Origin of the sequence: Stenotrophomonas maltophilia (assembly GCF_006974125.1) — a bacterium.
In the GTDB taxonomy this organism is placed as follows: Bacteria; Pseudomonadota; Gammaproteobacteria; order Xanthomonadales; family Xanthomonadaceae; genus Stenotrophomonas; species Stenotrophomonas maltophilia_O.
Map to the genome: position 1 here is coordinate 1257234 of NZ_CP037858.1, position 17572 is coordinate 1274805.

The 17572-nt window shown below is 66.9% G+C and carries 14 protein-coding genes and 1 riboswitch; of the genes, 7 read left to right on the plus strand and 7 right to left on the minus strand.

Features of this window, described 5'->3' with window-relative positions; genetic code table 11:
* The first annotated feature begins 95 nt into the window (after positions 1-95).
* The 4 genes from EZ304_RS05830 (at position 96) to EZ304_RS05850 (ending at position 6931) form a co-directional block, all read left to right on the plus strand.
* Positions 96-1826, plus strand: a complete 1731-nt coding sequence (locus EZ304_RS05830; protein ID WP_278252666.1) for an ArnT family glycosyltransferase — start codon at positions 96-98, stop codon at positions 1824-1826.
* A 111-nt stretch (positions 1827-1937) separates the two neighbouring features.
* Positions 1938-2705 carry a phosphatase PAP2 family protein gene (locus EZ304_RS05835; protein ID WP_099555363.1) on the plus strand — a complete coding sequence of 256 codons (768 nt, stop codon included), beginning with the start codon at positions 1938-1940 and terminating at the stop codon, positions 2703-2705.
* Complete coding sequence (locus EZ304_RS05840) at positions 2702-4351, plus strand: phosphoethanolamine transferase (RefSeq protein WP_099555361.1); 1650 nt, start codon at positions 2702-2704, stop codon at positions 4349-4351. The genes EZ304_RS05835 and EZ304_RS05840 overlap by 4 nt, the downstream gene beginning before the upstream one ends.
* Positions 4352-4966: 615 nt before the next feature.
* Positions 4967-6931, plus strand: coding sequence for a M2 family metallopeptidase (locus EZ304_RS05850; RefSeq protein ID WP_099555359.1), 1965 nt, complete (start codon positions 4967-4969; stop codon positions 6929-6931).
* Positions 6932-7050: 119 nt separating this feature from the next.
* On the opposite strand, the gene EZ304_RS05855 is transcribed toward EZ304_RS05850, so the two are convergent.
* The 3 genes from EZ304_RS05855 to EZ304_RS05865 all read right to left on the minus strand — a co-directional run bounded on the left by EZ304_RS05855 (position 7051) and on the right by EZ304_RS05865 (position 9777).
* Positions 7051-7443, minus strand: coding sequence for a hypothetical protein (locus EZ304_RS05855; RefSeq protein ID WP_005410623.1), 393 nt, complete (start codon positions 7441-7443; stop codon positions 7051-7053).
* Positions 7444-7512: 69 nt separating this feature from the next.
* On the minus strand, positions 7513-8409 hold the full coding sequence (locus tag EZ304_RS05860; RefSeq protein WP_099555358.1) for a siderophore-interacting protein: 897 nt from the start codon (positions 8407-8409) through the stop codon (positions 7513-7515).
* A gap of 141 nt (positions 8410-8550) precedes the next feature.
* Entirely contained in the window at positions 8551-9777 is a 1227-nt protein-coding gene (locus tag EZ304_RS05865) for a multidrug effflux MFS transporter (protein WP_099555392.1), read from the minus strand.
* A gap of 300 nt (positions 9778-10077) precedes the next feature.
* Positions 10078-10180, plus strand: a riboswitch (glycine riboswitch).
* A gap of 62 nt (positions 10181-10242) precedes the next feature.
* On the opposite strand from EZ304_RS05865, the gene gcvP reads away from it, so the two are divergent.
* Entirely contained in the window at positions 10243-13110 is a 2868-nt protein-coding gene (gcvP, locus tag EZ304_RS05870) for an aminomethyl-transferring glycine dehydrogenase (protein ID WP_142806535.1), read from the plus strand.
* 92 nt (positions 13111-13202) lie between these two features.
* Here the strand turns inward: gcvP and EZ304_RS05875 are convergent, their stop codons facing one another.
* The 3 genes from EZ304_RS05875 to EZ304_RS05885 all read right to left on the minus strand — a co-directional run bounded on the left by EZ304_RS05875 (position 13203) and on the right by EZ304_RS05885 (position 15889).
* The gene (locus EZ304_RS05875; protein WP_005410627.1) at positions 13203-13613 is read right to left on the minus strand and encodes a VOC family protein; all 411 of its coding nucleotides are present in this window, start codon (positions 13611-13613) and stop codon (positions 13203-13205) included.
* 103 nt (positions 13614-13716) lie between these two features.
* Positions 13717-15084 (minus strand): amino acid permease, encoded by a 1368-nt coding sequence (locus EZ304_RS05880; protein WP_049429964.1) that lies wholly within the window; start codon positions 15082-15084, stop codon positions 13717-13719.
* An 82-nt stretch (positions 15085-15166) separates the two neighbouring features.
* On the minus strand, positions 15167-15889 hold the full coding sequence (locus tag EZ304_RS05885; protein ID WP_049429965.1) for a helix-turn-helix transcriptional regulator: 723 nt from the start codon (positions 15887-15889) through the stop codon (positions 15167-15169).
* A gap of 105 nt (positions 15890-15994) precedes the next feature.
* Here EZ304_RS05885 and EZ304_RS05890 point away from each other — a divergent pair, with 105 nt between their 5' ends.
* The gene (locus EZ304_RS05890; protein ID WP_142806536.1) at positions 15995-16411 is read left to right on the plus strand and encodes a hypothetical protein; all 417 of its coding nucleotides are present in this window, start codon (positions 15995-15997) and stop codon (positions 16409-16411) included.
* A 9-nt stretch (positions 16412-16420) separates the two neighbouring features.
* Here the strand turns inward: EZ304_RS05890 and EZ304_RS05895 are convergent, their stop codons facing one another.
* On the minus strand, positions 16421-17122 hold the full coding sequence (locus EZ304_RS05895) for an alpha/beta hydrolase (protein ID WP_142806537.1): 702 nt from the start codon (positions 17120-17122) through the stop codon (positions 16421-16423).
* A 132-nt stretch (positions 17123-17254) separates the two neighbouring features.
* Between EZ304_RS05895 and EZ304_RS05900 the strand changes: the two genes are divergently transcribed.
* The gene (locus EZ304_RS05900) at positions 17255-17542 is read left to right on the plus strand and encodes a hypothetical protein (RefSeq protein ID WP_142806538.1); all 288 of its coding nucleotides are present in this window, start codon (positions 17255-17257) and stop codon (positions 17540-17542) included.
* Positions 17543-17572 lie beyond the last annotated feature (30 nt).

A 17572-nucleotide genomic window follows, 5' to 3' on the forward strand; every position in this document is an offset into this window, starting at 1 on the left:
ATCCACGGAAGTTCGTACCATGGTAGCGCCGCACATGTCGGAATGCGGTCGCCCCGGCGTCGCTCTGACGCTTTTCCCACCCCTGCCACCTCAGAATGGCCGTTTTGCTCCCGGAGCCTGCCGTGCCCGTAGCCCTGCCCCGCCGTTGGCGCCTGCCCCTGTTGTGGCTGCTGATCATTGCTGCGCTGGCAGCGGGGATCGGCCTTCGGCAGCCGCAGCCGCCGGACGAGCCGCGCTTCGTGCTGGCGGCCAGGACCATGGTCGAGAGCGGGCAATGGCTGCTGCCGCACCGCGGCGTGGAGCTGTATGCGGAGAAGCCGCCGGTCTTCATGTGGCTGCAGGCCGCCGCCTACGAGATCGTCGGCAGCTGGCAGTGGTCGTTCCTGCTGCCGTCCTTGCTGGGCGCCCTGCTCAGCCTGTGGCTGGTGTCGGACCTGGCACGGAGGCTGTGGTCGCCTCGGCATTCCATCTACGCCCTGGCGGCGCTGTTCTGCACCCTGCAGTTCGGGCTGATGGCCAAGCGTGCGCAGATCGACATGGTGCTGGTGGGGATGACCACCGTCGCACTGTGGGGCTTGATGCGGCACCTGTGCGAACGCCGCAACCTGCCCGCGCTGTGGCTGGCCGGTTTCGCCGCAGGCGTCGGCACGGTGACCAAGGGCGTGGGCTTCCTGCCGCTGCTGATGGTGCTGCCCTGGTTCGGCTGGTGGCTGTACCAGCGTCGCCGGGGGTACACGGTGGAGGGCCCGCATCCGGCAACCCTGCTGTGGCTGATCCCGGCCTTCCTGCTGGGTGTCGGGGTGTGGCTGGCACCACTGGGCTGGGCCCTGCTGCACACGCCCACTGCCGAACTGCAGGCCTACGCGCATGAGCTGTTGTTCAAGCAGACCGGTACCCGTTATGCCAATGCCTGGCACCACCGGCAGCCCGCCTGGTACTACCTGCAGGTGATCCTGACCCTGTGGCTGCCGGGCAGCCTGCTGCTGCCGATGCTGTTCAAGCCCTGGTGGCGCCGTATCCGCCGTGGCGACCGCCGCCAGTGGCTGCTGCTGGGCTGGGCCGTGCTGGTGCTGGTGTTCTTCAGCGCCAGCCCGGGCAAGCGCGAGGTGTACCTGCTGCCGATGCTGCCGGCGATGGCGCTGGCCGCAGCGCCATTGCTGCCCGGCCTGCTGCGCCGCCTGTGCGTGCGCCGCTACCTGTTCGGCTACAGCGTGGTGCTGATGCTGGCCACCGGCGTGCTGGGCGTGATGCTGATGACCGAGCACCCGTGGGCCGTGGCTCAGCTGGAACGCCGGGCGATGCCCGACACCCTGCTTCCGGTGCTGGGTGATGGCCTGCTGACCTTCGCCATCGCGCTGGCGACGTTGATTGTCTGGTTGCGGGTGCGCCGCGCCGCAACGCTGGTGCTGCTGACCCACGGCATGCTGTGGATGCTCTACGGCCTGGTGCTGATCCCGGCGCTGGATCCCTACGCATCGGCGTCGGCGCTGATGCGCCGGGTCGGCGCGCGGATCGGACCGGACGCCGAACTGGCGCTGGTGGCCTGGCGCGAACAGAACCTGCTGCAGGCCGACCGCCCGGTGCGCGAATTCGGCTTCAAGCGCCCCTGGGCCGAGCAATGGCACGACGCCGGCCCGTGGCTGGCCGAGGCACCTGGCAAGCGCTGGCTGCTGGTGCTGGACGACGCAATGAGCCCCTGTGTGGATCCGGCCAAGGTGATCGACATCGGTGTTGCCAACAGGAATCGTTGGCAACTGCTTCCCGGTACTGCATGGAACCCGGAATGCCACGCCGAGCGGACAGGATCGACCGCCGAAGAAGACTGAACGTTGACACGTGCCGGGAAAACATTAACCCGGCACGAACGAGCGTCCGACCCTTCTCCGACATCCAGGTGACGAGCATGACCGCGGATTCCCGAACCGCCCTTTCCCAGCATGCCCGTCCGTCCCCTTGATTCGGTAGCGCCGCTTGCAACATCGCCACTGGCGTCACGATTTGCCGTAACTCACCTCTGGCTGCCTGTCGCAATCGGTCTGCCGTTGTTTACGCTGCTGATGGGTTTCGGCGGCGACCAATGGGTGGCCGATCATCTGTTCCGTCTGGAGGGTGGCCACTGGGCGCTGCAGGACGCCTGGATCACCCGCACGGTGGTGCACAAGGCCGGCAAATGGCTGAGCACCGCAGCGGCGCTGGTTGCGATCCTGCTGTGCTTCCACCACTGGCGGAAGGGTCGCGATCGCATCCTGCGGTGGGCGCTGCTTTATGTCGTGATTGCCATGGCTCTGGGCACGGGTGTGATCTCCCTGCTGAAGTCGCTGGTGCCGATGGAATGCCCCTGGGACCTGCTTCGCTACGGCGGCCACCAGCCTTTCATCGGGCTTTTCACCGGGCGCCCGGCCGGCATGGCCGCACAGGCCTGCTTCCCGGCGGGCCACGCCAGCGCGGGTTACGCATGGTTGTCCCTGTACTTCTTCGCCTTGCTGTGGCGCCCTTCATGGCGCTGGGCCGGGTTGTGGATCGGCCTCGGCGCTGGCCTGGTGTTCGGCATCAGCCAGCAGCTGCGGGGCGCCCATTTCCTTTCGCATGACGTTGCCACTGCGTTGATATGTTGGCTGCTTTCGCTGGGCCTGTATCTGATCGTCAAACGCGTCCTGATCCGCCGTCAGCTGGACCGTCCCAACCGCCAGGAGGCAAACGCATGAGTGCATCGGTCCAACGCCCCGCCCGCCTCCCCGCCCTTGCGGGTCTTCGCAACTGGCGGCCGCAGCTTTCCACCGAAGCACTGATCGCGCTGACCAGCCTGTTCTTCGCGGTGGCCGGCAATGGCCTGTTCTGGCACAGCGCGATGGCCAGCCATCCGGGCAGCCTGCGCTACGCGCTTTCGCTGCTGCTGTTGCTGCTGGGTGCACACGGCGTGCTGCTGGGCATCCTGGTCTGGCGCTGGAATGCCAAGGTGGTGATCAGCCTGTTGCTGCTGGTGACCGCATTCGCTGCGCACTACATGAGCCGCTACCACATCTATCTGGATGCGGACATGCTGCGCAACGTGCTGGCGACCGACCCCAAGGAAAGCCGCGAGCTGATGACCGTGTCGCTGGTGTGGCCGGTGCTGTTGCTGGCGGTGTTGCCGATGATCGTGCTGTGGCGCGTGCAGCTGCGCCGCCGCAGCTGGGGCCGCAGCCTGCTGTGGCGCCTCGGCTTCCTGGTCGTGGCAGCGGTGACTGCCGTTGGCGGTGCGCTGATCTCGTTCCAGGATGTCTCGGCACTGATGCGCAACCAGCGCGAAGTGCGTTACCTCGCCACCCCGGCCAACGTACTGCTGGGCCTGCCGCGTGCGCTGCGTGGCGACAACCCGGTGCAGCGCGCGCCGAAGCTGCCGATCGGTACCGATGCCAAGGCCACCCCGCGTGCAACTGCCAGCAAGCCGCGCCTGCTGGTGATCGTCATGGGCGAAACCGTGCGCGCGCAGAACTGGGGCCTCAACGGTGGCCGCAACACCACCCCGGAACTGGCCCAGGCACCGGTGATCAACTTCCCGGACATGCATTCCTGCGGCACCAGCACCGAAGTGTCGCTGCCGTGCCTGTTCTCGCCGTGGGGACGCCACGACTACGATGAAAAAAAGATCCGTGCACACCAGTCGCTGCTGCACGTACTGAACCGTGCCGGCATCGCACCGTTGTGGCGTGACAACCAGTCCGGCTGCAAGGGCGTGTGCGAAGGCCTGGAGTTCCAGTCGCTGTCCGATGCGACCACCCCGGGGCTGTGTGCCGATGGCCGCTGCATGGACGAGATCCTGCTGCAGGACCTGGCCACCCAGGTGCGTGCCAAACCCGGCGACCGCGTGGTAGTGCTGCACCAGCTGGGCAACCACGGCCCGGCGTACTTCGAGCGTTACCCGGCCGCCTTTGCTCGTTTCAAGCCAACCTGCGACACCCGTGACATCGGCCGTTGCTCGCGCGAAGAGATCACCAACAGCTACGACAACGCCGTGCTGTACACCGATCATTTCCTGAGCAAGACCATCGGCACGCTGCAGGGCATGCAGGATTACGACACGGCGATGATCTACCTGTCCGACCATGGCGAGTCGCTGGGCGAGAAGGGCCTGTTCCTGCACGGCGTGCCCTATGCCATCGCCCCGGCCGAGCAGACCCGGGTACCGATGACGATGTGGTTCTCACCGGGCTTCGCCAGCAGCCGCGGGCTGGACCTGCAGTGCGTGCGCAAGCGTTCGGCGGCGTATACCGACCACGACAACCTGTTCCCGTCGGTGTTGGGCCTGATGCAGGTGAAGACCTCGCTGTACGAGCGCGACCGCGACGTGTTCGCCAACTGCGAAGGTTGAGGGTTGTTCGGCAGGGCTTGCAGCCCTGCACCCGCGGTAGTGCCTGCCGCTGGCCGGCAGCCTCGACAGCAACAGCAAAAGCTGGCATTCTGTGGGTTGGCGGGGTGGGTCCGGTTGAGGGGGACGCTGCAAGTACGTCCATGTAAGCTCGGTCGCCGCATCCATGCGGCTCACGCCCCCGCAACCGGACCCACCCCGCCTTCGACAGATTTCCGCGATCTGTCGGAACGACGTATTGCCCTGGTGGGTGTCGACCTTGGTCGACACAGTAGATCCACGCCATGCGTGGATGACTCATTCGATATCTGACAGATGTGTCGACCAAGGTCGACACCTACCAACAGCCGCCACGATCTGTCAGAGGTGGGGCGGTGTGGACTTGCAGGACCGTTGGCGCCATGGATGGCGCCATCGAGCCCCCATGGACGGGTTGCGGCGTGTCCTGCAAGCCCACACCGCCCCGCCAAACCACGGAATCCCCGCTTTTGAAGTTGACGTTGCCGTTGCTCGAAAGCCTCTGCGGGTGCCGGGCGCTGCCCGGCCGACTTCCGCCACTTGCGGTGGCAGCGGCTGCCCACTAGCCTTCGGCCGTCGTTCACCACCCAAGGACCGCCCGTGAAACACCGTCATCTCCTGCTGGCCTCGGCTATCGCCGCCGCCACGCTGGCCCTGGCCGCCTGCAAGAAGGAACCCACCCCAGGCACCGATACCGCCAGCAGCAGCGCCCCGGCCGGCGAAACCGCCGACCAGTTCGTGGCCCGCATCAATGCCGAATTCAAGGCCGCCTACCCGGAAATGACCTCGGCGCAGTGGCTGTCCTCCACCTACATCAACAGTGATTCGGAACGCATCGCGGCCAAGGCCAACGAGCGCTCGCTGACCCAGCTCAACAGCTGGATCGAACAGGCCGCCAAGTTCGACGGCAAGCCGATGAGCGAAGACAGCAAGCGCGCGATCCACCTGCTGAAACTGATGTCTTCGATGCCGGCGCCACGCGACCCGGCCAAGCTGGCCGAGCTGACCCAGATCGCCACCCGCATGGAAGGCAGCTACGGTGCCGGCAAGTACTGCACCGATGCCAACGATCCCAACTCCTGCCGCCAGCTGGGCGAGCTGGAGCAGGTGCTGGCACGCAGCCGCGATTACGACAAGCAGCTCGACGCCTGGCAGGGCTGGCACAGCACCACCAAGAGCATGCGCGGCGACTACCAGAAGTTCGTCGGTCTGGTGAACGAAGGCGCCAAGGGCATGGGCTTCACCGATGCCGGCCAGATGTGGCGCAGCGGCTACGACATGCCGCCGGAGCAGATCGGCCCTGAAACCGATCGCCTGTGGGAACAGGTCAAGCCGATGTACGAGCAGCTGCACTGCTACGCACGCGGCAAGCTGGACAAGACCTATGGCAAGGACAAGGCAGAAGTGGGCAATGGCCTGATCGCCGCGCACCTGCTCGGCAACATGTGGCAGCAGGACTGGTCGAACCTGTGGGACCAGCTGGAACCCTACCCGGGCGCTGGCAGCCTGGACATCACCGCGGCACTGGAAAAGCAGTACCAGACCAACCTGAGCGCGGCGCTGGCCAAGGCCGGCAAGGACGCCAACGTGGCTGCCCAGTACAAGGCGCAGCGCGAGGCCGAACTGCGTACCGCCAAGCAGATGACCGAGCGCGCGCAGGACTTCTACGTGTCGCTGGGCATGCCGTCGCTGCCGCAGTCGTACTGGGAAAAAACCCAGTTCATCAAGCCCGATGACCGCGACGTGGTCTGCCACGCCAGCGCCTGGGACATGAACATGGAAGGCGACGTGCGCACCAAGATGTGCATCAAGCCGAACGAAGAAAACTTCACCACCATCTACCACGAGCTGGGCCACATCTATTACGACCTGGCCTACAACCCGCTGCCGCCGCTGTTCCAGGGCGGTGCCAACGATGGCTTCCATGAAGCGATCGGCGACACCATCGTGCTGGCGATGACGCCCAAGTACCTCAGCTCGATCGGCCTGGTCGACGCGCCGACAGAGAGCCGCGAGGCGGTCATCAACAACCAGATGCGCATGGCGCTGTCCGGTGTGTCGTTCCTGCCGTTCGGCCTGATGATCGACCGTTGGCGCTGGGGCGTATTCGACGGTTCGATCACCGCCGACAACTACAACAAGGCGTGGTGGGACCTGAAGGCCAAGTACCAGGGCGTGGCCCCGGCCAGCACCCGTGGCGAAGAGTTCTTCGACCCGGGCGCGAAGTACCACGTGCCGGGCAACACCCCCTACACCCGCTACTTCCTGGCGCGCATCCTGCAGTTCCAGTTCTACAAGGGCCTGTGCGACGCGTCGGGCTACAAGGGCCCGCTGCATGAGTGCACCTTCTACGGCAACAAGGAAGCCGGCCAGAAGTACTGGGCGATGCTGAGCAAGGGTGCCAGCCAGCCGTGGCAGGCCACGTTGAAGGAGCTGACCGGTACCGACAAGCTCGATGCCGGCCCGATGATCGAGTACTTCACGCCGGTCAACGAGTGGCTGAAGCAGCAGAACGAAGGCCAGATGTGCGGCTGGCAGGCCAACGCGGCCCCGGCGGCAAAATGAAAGAAGGGGCGGGTCCGCGAGGATCCGCCCCTTTCCGGTAGTGCCGGCCGCTGGCCGGCAACTGCACGGTGGAAATGCGTCTGGCAGCCGGCCAGCGGCCGGCTCTACCGCAACAGCGATCAGCTGTTCTTCTTGGCCGCCATCGCAGCGGCCAACTCGGCCTTGAATTCCTCGAAGGTCTGGCCCTTCTCCCTGGCTTCGGCCTGTGCGGCATCGCGCAGCGCGTCGGAGTACATCAGGCGCACCGGCGTGCCATTGCGTTCGTGCAGCTCACCGGCCTGCATGATCAGCGCCAGCACCTGTGCGGCGCTTTCGCTGTGGCCGGCAATGCGGCCATCCATGCCCAGCACCCATTCGCCGTCGCGGCGCACGACACCGGCCAGCAGGGTGCGCTGCGCATCGCGCAGTTCCGCATGCGGCTCCACCGGCGAGGCCTGGGCAGCGGCCTTGTTGGCGGCCTGCTTTTCCTGGCGACGGCGCTGGTCGCGGCGGGTCTTGGAGCTGGTGGACATGGTGCGGTACCGCTGCGAAAGGGGGGCGCAAGGATAGCGCACCCCGCCCGCAGCACCGCTTCACACCCCTCAGTCCAGCACTTTGCCGTGCCGCCAGTAGCCCATGAAGGTGATCGCGCGGCGGTCCAGCCCGCAGTCGCGGACCAGATGGCGACGGACCGCCATCACCGACCCCGCCTCGCCTGCCACCCAGGCATACAGCGGCCCGGCCACGCTGGCATCGGCCTGCTCCCACAGGATCTGCGCGTCAATGTCGATCTCTTCCAGCTCGTCGCCTGCGGCCACGCTCGAGGCCGCTGCCAGGCGCGCCTGCACCGCCTGCAACAGAGGCTGTCCGTAGGCCGCCTGCCCGCGTGGCAGCCAGACCAGCTCGGCCGTGTCCGGGGCCTTCAACGGCACCGCATCCCCGGCCTGGGCGACCTCCAGCAGCGCCAGCGTGCGTGGCGGATCGGCCAGCGCGGCCAGTTCCTCGAGAATGCCGGCTACCGCCGGTAGCGCGGTTTCATCCGCCACCAGCAGCACCTGGCCGACACCCGCCGGCGGCTTCCATTCCCAGCCTTCGCTGCTGTCGGCACAGTCCGCATCGGGGGCCAGCAGCACTACGCGGTCGCCCGGCCGCGCGCGGATGGCCCAGCGCGAGGCCGGCCCGGTTTCACCATGCAGCACGAAATCAACGTCGACCTCGCCCTGCTCGGCACGCAGCTGGCGGATGGTGTAGGTGCGCATCGGCGGGCGCTGGTCGTCCGGCAGCGCGCGATAGCGTGGATACCAGTCTTCACCGCTGGGGACCTGCGGCACGTCCTGGCCGGGCAAGGGGAAGAACACCTTGATGCGCTGGTCCGGGCCTTCGGTCTTCATCCGTGCCACGTCGGCACCGGTGAACACCATGCGGTCAAGGGAAGGGGAAAGAACGCGGCGCTCCTTCAGCGCCACCTCGAACAGGCGATAGGTCTGCTGCGCAGCCATGGGGGAACCTCATGCAACGACATCGGATCGGCTGGCTGTCGTGCATCCACGCACCGGCTGGCTGGAGTCCCCAGCCTAGTCCGGTCGTTCCTGGCCGCAAGCGTTGGAGACAGCGCGGCCCGCACTACCCCTGCGCACTGCTCAATGGCCCGTGCAGACTGCCTGCGCCGCGCGCTCGCGCTGGTGCTCCCAGTACCAGAACACGAATCCGGCGCCGAAGAACGCAGCCTGGCCCAGTGCCAGGTGCAGCGGGCTGGCACTGAGCAGCGGCGACACCACGCCAGCCACCACCGTGCTGATCATCAGCTGCACGAAGGCCTGCAGGGACGATGCCAGGCCACGCTGGTGCGGGTACATGTCCAGCACCGCCAGGGCCAGGATCGGGAAGATCAGCGACATGCCCATGCCGCCCAGGAAGATCGGCAGCACCGCCCACGGCAGCACGAACTGCGGCGACAGCGCCACGTAGCCGACATTCAGCAGCGCCGACAGCGCGCACAGGCTGAAACCGATGGCGACCTGGCGTGTGGGCGTGGTGTGCCCGGCCATGCGCCCGGACAGGAACGAGCCGGTGGTCATGCCGCCGATGGTGGGAATGAACAGCCAGGCGAAGCCGCCCTCGCCCAGATGCAGGTGCTGCATCACGAACACCGGTGCCGAGGAGATGTACAGGAAGATGCCGCCGAAACCGATGCTGCCGGCCAGCGCCAGGCGCAGGAAGCGCGGGTTGAAGCCGATGCGCACATAGTCACGCAGCAGCACGCGCGGCGACAGCGGTACCCGTGCCTCGACCGGGTGGGTTTCCGGCAGGAAGCGCGCGGTGGCCGCCAGCAGCACCAGCCCGAACACCACCAGGAACCAGAAGATCAGCGGCCAGCCGGCGCCACTGAGCAGGATCCAGCCGCCGATGATCGGTGCGATCGCCGGGGCGATGCCGAACAGCATCGACACCTGGCTCATCAGCCGCTGCGCATCGTGGCCGTGGTACAGGTCGCGGATCACCGCGCGGCCGACAATCATGCCGACACCCGCAGACAGGCCCTGCAGCGCGCGGAACGCCAGCAGCGTCGTCAGGTCGGTGGACAGCGCACAGCCGACCGAGGCGCCGACGAACACCACCAGGCCGCCCAGGATCACCCGCTTGCGGCCCCAGGCATCGGACAGCGGGCCGTGCGCCAGGCTCATCAGGCCGTAGAACAGCAGGTACACGCTGATGGTCTGCTGCACCGCCACCTCGTCCACTGCCAGGCGCTGGGCCAGCTGCGGGAACGCGGGGAAAATGGTGTCGATCGAGAACGGGCCGAACATGGCCAGGCCGGCAAGCAGCAGGGCCATGCGGCGAGTGGAGGGAGCAACGGCAGCGGTCATGGAGGAAGCGTCCGGCAGGGCCATGCGGGGCACGCACGGCGGGCGCCGGTCCCGCTGCAACGGGGACGGCGCCAGATGAATTCGGGTATCCGCCCATCATAGGCGGGGATTGCACCCGACGCCATGCAGCACTGCACAAAACGCACGACCGGGCCATCGGCCATTCAGGCGCGGTGACCTGGCGCGGAGGCGGCCGCCGCGCCCGCAACGGGCTATAATCAGCGGGCAACACGGTGGGAGAAGCGGAACACCGCTGCCGAAGGCGCAACGCCCGTAATCGCTCAGGCCCGATACCACCCGTAACACAACTCTGGAGAGACCGGTTCGATCCGGCGCCGAAGGGGCACGAAGCTGCGGTCCGCCGCACTTTTAAACTCTCAGGCAAAAGGACAGAGGGGCGCCCCGCAGACCGCCGACCGGCGGCTTGTGCCCGTGCGTGTGCCCTTTCCTGACGGATCCTTCGCCATGTCCCAGAACACCCCTTCCCTGCGTGAGCTCGAGCACCACAATGCGTTCGTCGAGCGCCACATCGGCCCCAACGACGCCGAGATCGCGCAGATGCTCGATGTCGTCGGCCACGCGTCGCTGGATGCGATGACCGATGCCATCGTGCCGGCCAAGATCAAGTCGCCGGCGCCGCTGGCGCTGCCGGAGTCGATGACCGAAGTGCAGGCACTGGCGAAGATCCGTGCGATCGCCGACAAGAACACCGTGCTGCGCAGCTTCATCGGCCAGGGCTACTACGGTACCCACACGCCGAACGTGATCCTGCGCAACATCCTGGAAAACCCGGCCTGGTACACCGCCTACACCCCGTACCAAGCGGAAATCTCGCAGGGCCGCATGGAAGCGCTGATCAACTTCCAGACCCTGTGCGCCGACCTGACCGGCATGGAAATCGCCAACGCCTCGCTGCTGGACGAAGCCACCGCAGCTGCTGAAGCGATGACCCTGGCCAAGCGTTCGGCCAAGTCCAAGTCGGATACTTTCTTCGTGCACGACGCCGTGCATCCGCAGACGCTGGAACTGCTGCGTACGCGCGCCGAGCCGATGGGCATCGTGCTGCGCGTCGGCACCCCGGCCGAAGCGCTGGAAGCGGAAGCCTTCGGCCTGCTGCTGCAGTACCCGGATACCTTCGGCCAGGTGGGCGACTACAAGGCGCTGGTCGATGCCGTGCACGCACGCGGCGGCCTGGTGGCCGTGGCCACCGACCTGCTGGCCCTGACCCTGCTGGCCGCCCCGGGCGAATGGGGCGCGGACATCGTGGTCGGCAACAGCCAGCGTTTCGGCGTGCCGTTCGGCTTCGGTGGCCCGCACGCCGCCTTCATGGCCTGCCGTGACGCCTACAAGCGCTCGATGCCGGGCCGGCTGATCGGCGTTTCGGTCGATGCCCAGGGCAACCCGGCCTACCGCCTGACCCTGCAGACCCGCGAGCAGCACATCCGCCGCGAGAAGGCTACCTCCAACATCTGTACCGCGCAGGTGCTGCTGGCGGTGATGGCCTCGATGTACGCCGTTTACCACGGCCCGGAAGGCCTGACCCGCATTGCCCGCCGCACCCATCGCCTGGCCTCGATCCTGGCCGCAGCGCTGCGCAGTGCCGGCGTGCAGGTCGGTGGCGACTTCTTCGACACCCTGCATGTCACCGGCGTGCACGCCGATGAGATCCACGCCAAGGCCCGCGCCGCCGGCTACAACCTGCGCGCGATCGACAGCGACTCGGTCGGCATCAGCCTGGACGAAACCACCACCCGCGCCGACATCGTTGCCGTGGCTGCCGTGTTCGGCGCCGCGCTGGACGTCGACGCGCTGGATGCCAGCACCGCCGACGCGCTGCCGGCCGGCCTGCTGCGCCAGTCTGGATTCCTGACCCACCCGGTGTTCAACACCCACCACAGCGAGCACGAGCTGCTGCGCTACCTGCGCTCGCTGGCCGACAAGGACCTGGCGATGGACCGCACGATGATCCCGCTGGGCTCGTGCACGATGAAGCTCAACGCCACCGCCGAGATGATCCCGGTGACCTGGCCGGAGTTCTCGCAGATCCACCCGCTGGTGCCGGCCGACCAGGCGCTGGGTTACAAGGAACTGATCGACACGCTGGAAGCGATGCTGGTCGAATGCACCGGCTACGACGCGGTCAGCGTGCAGCCGAATTCCGGCGCACAGGGCGAGTACGCCGGGCTGCTGGCGATCCGCGCCTACCACCGCTCGCGCGGTGAAGGCCACCGCGACATCTGCCTGATCCCGGACTCGGCGCACGGCACCAACCCGGCCTCGGCACAGATGTGCGGCATGAAGGTCGTGGTCACCAAGACCGATGCCAACGGCAACGTCGACGTCGAGGACATCCGCCTCAACGCCGAGAAGTACAGCGACCGCCTGGCCGCGATCATGATGACCTACCCGTCCACGCATGGCGTGTTCGAGGAGGAAGTGGTCGAGATCTGCGAGATCATCCACCAGCACGGCGGCCAGGTGTACACCGACGGCGCCAACATGAACGCCCTGGTCGGCGTGGCCAAGCCGGGCAAGTGGGGGTCGGACGTTTCGCACCTGAACCTGCACAAGACCTTCTGCATCCCGCACGGCGGCGGCGGCCCCGGCGTCGGCCCGTGCGCCGTCAAGGAGCATCTGGCCCCGTTCCTGCCGGGCAAGCTGGGTGACAACGGCCCGGTCGGCATGGTCAGCGCGGCCAGCTTCGGCAGCGCCTCGATCCTGCCGATCAGCTGGATGTACATCGCGATGATGGGCCGCGAAGGCCTGCGCAAGGCCACCCAGGTCGCGCAGCTCAACGCCAACTACATCGCCAAGCGCCTGGCCCCGCACTTCAAGACCCTGTATACCGGCCGCAATGGCCTGGTGGCGCATGAGTGCATCCTCGACGTACGTCCGCTGGAGAAGACCAGCGGCATCGGCGCCGAGGACGTGGCCAAGCGCCTGATCGACTTCGGCTTCCATGCCCCGACCCTGAGCTTCCCGGTGGCAGGTACGCTGATGGTCGAGCCGACCGAGAGCGAATCGCTGCACGAACTGGATCGCTTCATCAGCGCGATGATCCAGATCCGCGAGGAAATCACCGCGATCGAAGACGGCCGCCTGGACCGCGAGGACAACCCGCTGAAGAACGCGCCGCACACCGCCACCGCGGTGACCGCCAGCGAGTGGACCCACGCCTACCCGCGCGAACTGGCCGCCTTCCCGCTGGCCAGCCTGAAGCAGAGCAAGTACTGGCCGCCGGTGGCACGCGTCGACAACGTGTACGGCGACAAGAACGTGATGTGCGCCTGCATCCCGGTCGACGCCTACAAGGATGATGAAGTCGAGGCGTAAGCCTGCGATCCATCGGAAATGAGAACGGCCCGCGCAAGCGGGCCGTTTTCATAAGGGCTCATGGACCAAGATCCACACCCACAACAATCCGATCACGGATCCGGCATCTGCCCCAGGCTCAACTGCCACGACACCCCGAAGCGGTCCTGCACCCAGCCGTAGCGGTTGCTGAAATCGTAATCGCCCACCGGCATCAACCAGTGACCGCCCTCGCCCAGCACGCGCGCGGCACGCTCGAACTGTTCGGCGCCGGAGCACTCCACGAACAGCGAGATCGACGGCGAGAAGGTGAAATCGTGCACGTCCAGGCTGTCGAAGCACAGGTAGTGGGTGCCACCGAGCAGGAAAATGGCCTGGCGGACCTGCCCGGGCACGCCGGCACCGGCGCCGTCCGGATGGCGCTGCATTGCCAGCAGGCGGAAATCGGCGAAGGCCTCGGCGTACAGGGCCAGGGCGGCCTCGGCCTGGCCGGTGAACATCAGGAAGGGGCGACTGCGCAGCATGCGGTACTCCTGGTCAACGGGCCGCTGACGGCCCACACGATCAGGATGGCACGGCGGATGTGCAGCCCCCGTGGTAGTGCCGGCCGCTGGCCGGCAGCTTCAGTCACGCCTCGCGCATGCGCCGGGCGATGGCGCTGCCGGCGGCGATGGTGGCGGTCAGCGCCACCATCGACAGGAACTGCAGGCGGGTATGCGACTCGCTCAGCAGCAGGCCGAAGATCAACGCCAGGATCGCCAGCGCGCACACCGTCAGCCACGGGAAACCGGCCATGCGGAACGGCAGGCGGGTGCCCAGGCGATCCGCGCGGCGGCGCAGCACCAGCTGCGAGACCAGCGACAGTGTCCACACCAGCAGGCAGGTGGAACCGACGATGTTCAGCAGCACCGGCAGCACCCGGTCCGGGAACAGCAGCTCCATCACCGTGGCGGCGAAACCGAACAGAACGCTGGCCAGCACGGCGATGACCGGCACCTGGCGCGGATCGGTCCAGCCCAGCACCGCCGGCGCTTCACGACGCTGTGCCAGCGAATACATCATGCGCGAGGCGCCGTAGAGATTGGCATTGAGCGCTGACAGCAGCGCGATCACCGCGATCAGGGTGATGGCGGTGCCCGCACCCGGGATACGGGCGATATCGAGCACCGCAGCGAACGGCGACTTCAGCGCCTCGCTGGTCCACGGCACTACGGCGATGATCACGCTCAGCGAGCCGATGTAGAACACCAGGATGCGCCAGGCGACGGTGCGGATGGCACGGGCAATGCTGCGTTCGGGGTCTTCGGTCTCGGCGGCAGCGACGGCCACGATCTCGGTACCACCGAAGGCGAACACCACCACCAGCAGCGCGGCACCGATACCGGCCAGGCCCTTCGGTGCAAAGCCGCCGTGTTCGGTGAAGTTGCTCAGGCCCGGCGAGGTCACCTGCGGCAGCCAGCCCATCAGCAGCGCCACGCCGATGGCGATGAAGGCCAGGATCGCCGCGACCTTGAGGATGGCGAACCAGAATTCGAACTCGCCGAAGTTCTTCACCCCCAGCAGGTTGATCGCGGTGAAGAACAGCATGAAGGCCAGCGCCGCCATCGGTACAGGTACTGCTGGCCAGACGGTGGCCAGCAGACCGGCCGCCCCCACCGCCTCGGCAGCGATCACGATCACCAGCTGCACCCACCACAGCCAGCCCACGGTGGCACCGGCGGTCGCCCCCATGGCATCGGCGGCATAGACAGAGAACGCGCCACTGGTCGGTTTGGCCGCCGCCATTTCGCCCAGTGCGTTCATCACGATGATCACCAGCGCGCCGGCGACCAGATACGACACCAGCACCGCCGGACCGGCCGCCTGCACACCCACGCCCGAGCCGAGGAACAGGCCGGCGCCGATGGCGCTGCCCAGGCCCATCATGATCAGCTGGCGGGGCTTGAGCGAATGTCCGAGGCGGGACGGCGAAGCGGTCGGAATCGAGTTGGGCATCGGCGGGGCTGGCGGCGGGCTACAGGGGCGACACCTTACCCTATCCCATGCCCGCGGGGATAGGCACAGCGCAGCAGGCGGCTCAGGCCAGTGCGGGCTCGCCGACGTTGCCGCCGATACGGGCGCGGTAGGCGCGCGGCGAGAAACCGGTTTCAGCCTTGAACTTGCGGGTGAAGGCGCTCTGGTCGCTGAAACCACAGGCCTGGCCGATGCTGGCGATGCTCTCGTCACCGTGCAGCAGGTGCATGGCCATCTGGATCCGCAGCCGGGTCAGCACCTGCTGCGGGGTCATCTGGAACACCTTGCGGAAGCTGCGCTCCAGCTTGGACAGCGAAAAGCCGGTGATGTCCAGCAGGGTCTGCATGCGCACGTTCTCGGCGTAGTGCGCGTTGAGGTGGGCCAGTGCCAGCCGCAGCTGTTCGTACTGGGTACCCAGGCTGTCCTTCTGGCCAAGGTCGCGGGAAATGCCGATCAGCCCCTCGATGGCCCCATCGACCACCAGCGGGCGCTTGCAGGTCAGGCACCAGCCCGGTTCGCGGTTGGCGAACAGGTGCAGCTCCATCAGGTTCTCGATGACCTCACCGGACAGCACGCGGGCGTCCTGATCGACGTAGTCCGCACTGAGGCCGGTCGGGTAGATTTCGGCCGCCGTGCGCCCGATCACGTCCTTGCGCGCGCGCAGGCCCAGCCGCCGCAGCATGGTCTGGTTGACGTGTGTGTAACGCCCCTGAAGATCCTTGATGAAGAACAGCACATCCGGGATGGCGTCGAACAGGGCTTCGATGTCGGCGGGCTCGACTCGCATGCGGCAAGCATAGCCGAGGCCCCTTGCCGATGCGATCACCCTTGCGGGACTTGCGCTTAACGCTGCCAGGCCCACCGTGGGGCCAGTTCCTGCCGGAGACCGGTCATGCCCCGCGGTGACAAGTCCACCTATACCGAAAAGCAGAAGCGCCAGGCCGAGCACATCGAGGACAGCGAGCGCGAGCGTGGTGCCAGCGAAAGCACTGCCGAACGCATCGCCTGGGCCACCGTGAACAAGCAGGATGGTGGCGGCAAGCGCAGTGGCAGTGGTCGCAAGGTAGCGAAGAAGGCACCAGCGAAAAAGGCCGCCAGCAAGGCCGCTGCGAAGACAACGACGGCGAAGAAGGCACCGGCCCGCAAGACAGCCACGAAGAAGGCAACAAGGAAGACGGTGGCCAAGAAGGCCAGCACTCCCGCCTCGCGTAGTGCTGCCGCGAAGAAGGCAGCGAAGACCCGTGCGGCAAAGAAGACCGTGCGCAAGGTGGCGGCGAAGAAAGCGGCACGTACCCGCGCCCGCGGCTGAGAGCCGCGTTCAGGGTGGCAGCGCCCGCACCCACGCGGCAACTTCGGCTGCCGCTGCATCAGCGCGGGCCTGCAGCAGCAGATGTGGTCCCTCCAGCGACACATGGCGGGCATCGGGCAACAGTGCCTGCAGCTCGGCCACACTGGGCGGCCACAGCAGGCGGTCCTGCCGGGCATGCAGGCATAGCGTCGGCAACACGAGTTCCGGCAGCAGTGCACGAACGTCCACCTGCAGCGTCGTCGCAGCACGTTGGCGCAGGGTTGCGGCCGGCACCTGCATGATTGCCAGGCCCAGCTCACGCAGGTTCGCGCGCGTCCGCCACTGCCCCAGCAGCAACCGGGCCATCAACGCGAGTGGTGGCAACGGCCACGCCGGAGCCAGTATCCGTGCGCTCGCCGCAGGCAGCGGCACCGGTCGCCGTGCAAAGGTCGTACTCAGTACCAACCCATGCAATCCAGGCAGCCCGGCCACCGCCAGTTCGATGGCCAGTGGCCCGGCGAACGATTCGGCCAGCAGCACAAAAGGAGATGCCGGAAGCTGCGGGCGCAGGATCGACGCCAACGTGGTGTAGTCCTGTGGCCCCCGCGCGGGCATCGGCAGCACCTGCATCTGGATGCCCCGCGCCTGCATCGCCTCCACGAAGTGTGCCGACAGCAGGCCGGTGCCATCCAGGCCTGGCAGCATCACGACTCGCAACATCGCGGCATTCATCACATTGATCACCCTTCAGGTCTCTTCGCACGGCTCCCTGCCTGCAGCTTCACTCATTGACTGGGCACAAGGAAGTGCACGGCAGCGCACGCGGCGCTACGCTGATGGTCCCGACGGAACGGACAAGACGGCATGCGCAAGCCACGCTGGCTCAGCTGGACCGGCATTGCCATATGCACACTCTATCTCGCGCTGACCGCCTGGCTGGTGCTCGATGCCCAGGCCAACAGCGATCCCAAGAGCGCCTACATCCTCATGCAGCTGCCAGTGATGCTGCAGACCGCAGCACTCGACGTCATCGGCATGGGGGGATGGCTTTCCGGAAAGACCTGGACGACCGTCTACCTTCTGGTGATGCCCCCTACCCTGGCCGTGCTGTATGCCGTGGGGGCCATGCTCGGCAGTGTCCTTGAACAATGACGGCGCTGCGTCCGCCTGTCTGGGCAGGCA

Coding starts and splice junctions, on each gene's coding strand:
- EZ304_RS05830 (WP_278252666.1), top strand. CDS start 96: ATGGCCGTTTTGCTCCCGGAGCCTGCCGTGCCCGTAGCCCTGCCCCGC.
- EZ304_RS05840 (WP_099555361.1), top strand. CDS start 2,702: ATGAGTGCATCGGTCCAACGCCCCGCCCGCCTCCCCGCCCTTGCGGGT.
- EZ304_RS05900 (WP_142806538.1), top strand. CDS start 17,255: ATGCGCAAGCCACGCTGGCTCAGCTGGACCGGCATTGCCATATGCACA.
- EZ304_RS05835 (WP_099555363.1), top strand. CDS start 1,938: ATGCCCGTCCGTCCCCTTGATTCGGTAGCGCCGCTTGCAACATCGCCA.
- EZ304_RS05880 (WP_049429964.1), bottom strand. CDS start 15,084: ATGCCCAACTCGATTCCGACCGCTTCGCCGTCCCGCCTCGGACATTCG.
- EZ304_RS05890 (WP_142806536.1), top strand. CDS start 15,995: ATGCCCCGCGGTGACAAGTCCACCTATACCGAAAAGCAGAAGCGCCAG.
- EZ304_RS05865 (WP_099555392.1), bottom strand. CDS start 9,777: ATGACCGCTGCCGTTGCTCCCTCCACTCGCCGCATGGCCCTGCTGCTT.
- EZ304_RS05895 (WP_142806537.1), bottom strand. CDS start 17,122: ATGAATGCCGCGATGTTGCGAGTCGTGATGCTGCCAGGCCTGGATGGC.
- gcvP (WP_142806535.1), top strand. CDS start 10,243: ATGTCCCAGAACACCCCTTCCCTGCGTGAGCTCGAGCACCACAATGCG.
- EZ304_RS05875 (WP_005410627.1), bottom strand. CDS start 13,613: ATGCTGCGCAGTCGCCCCTTCCTGATGTTCACCGGCCAGGCCGAGGCC.
- EZ304_RS05855 (WP_005410623.1), bottom strand. CDS start 7,443: ATGTCCACCAGCTCCAAGACCCGCCGCGACCAGCGCCGTCGCCAGGAA.
- EZ304_RS05885 (WP_049429965.1), bottom strand. CDS start 15,889: ATGCGAGTCGAGCCCGCCGACATCGAAGCCCTGTTCGACGCCATCCCG.
- EZ304_RS05860 (WP_099555358.1), bottom strand. CDS start 8,409: ATGGCTGCGCAGCAGACCTATCGCCTGTTCGAGGTGGCGCTGAAGGAG.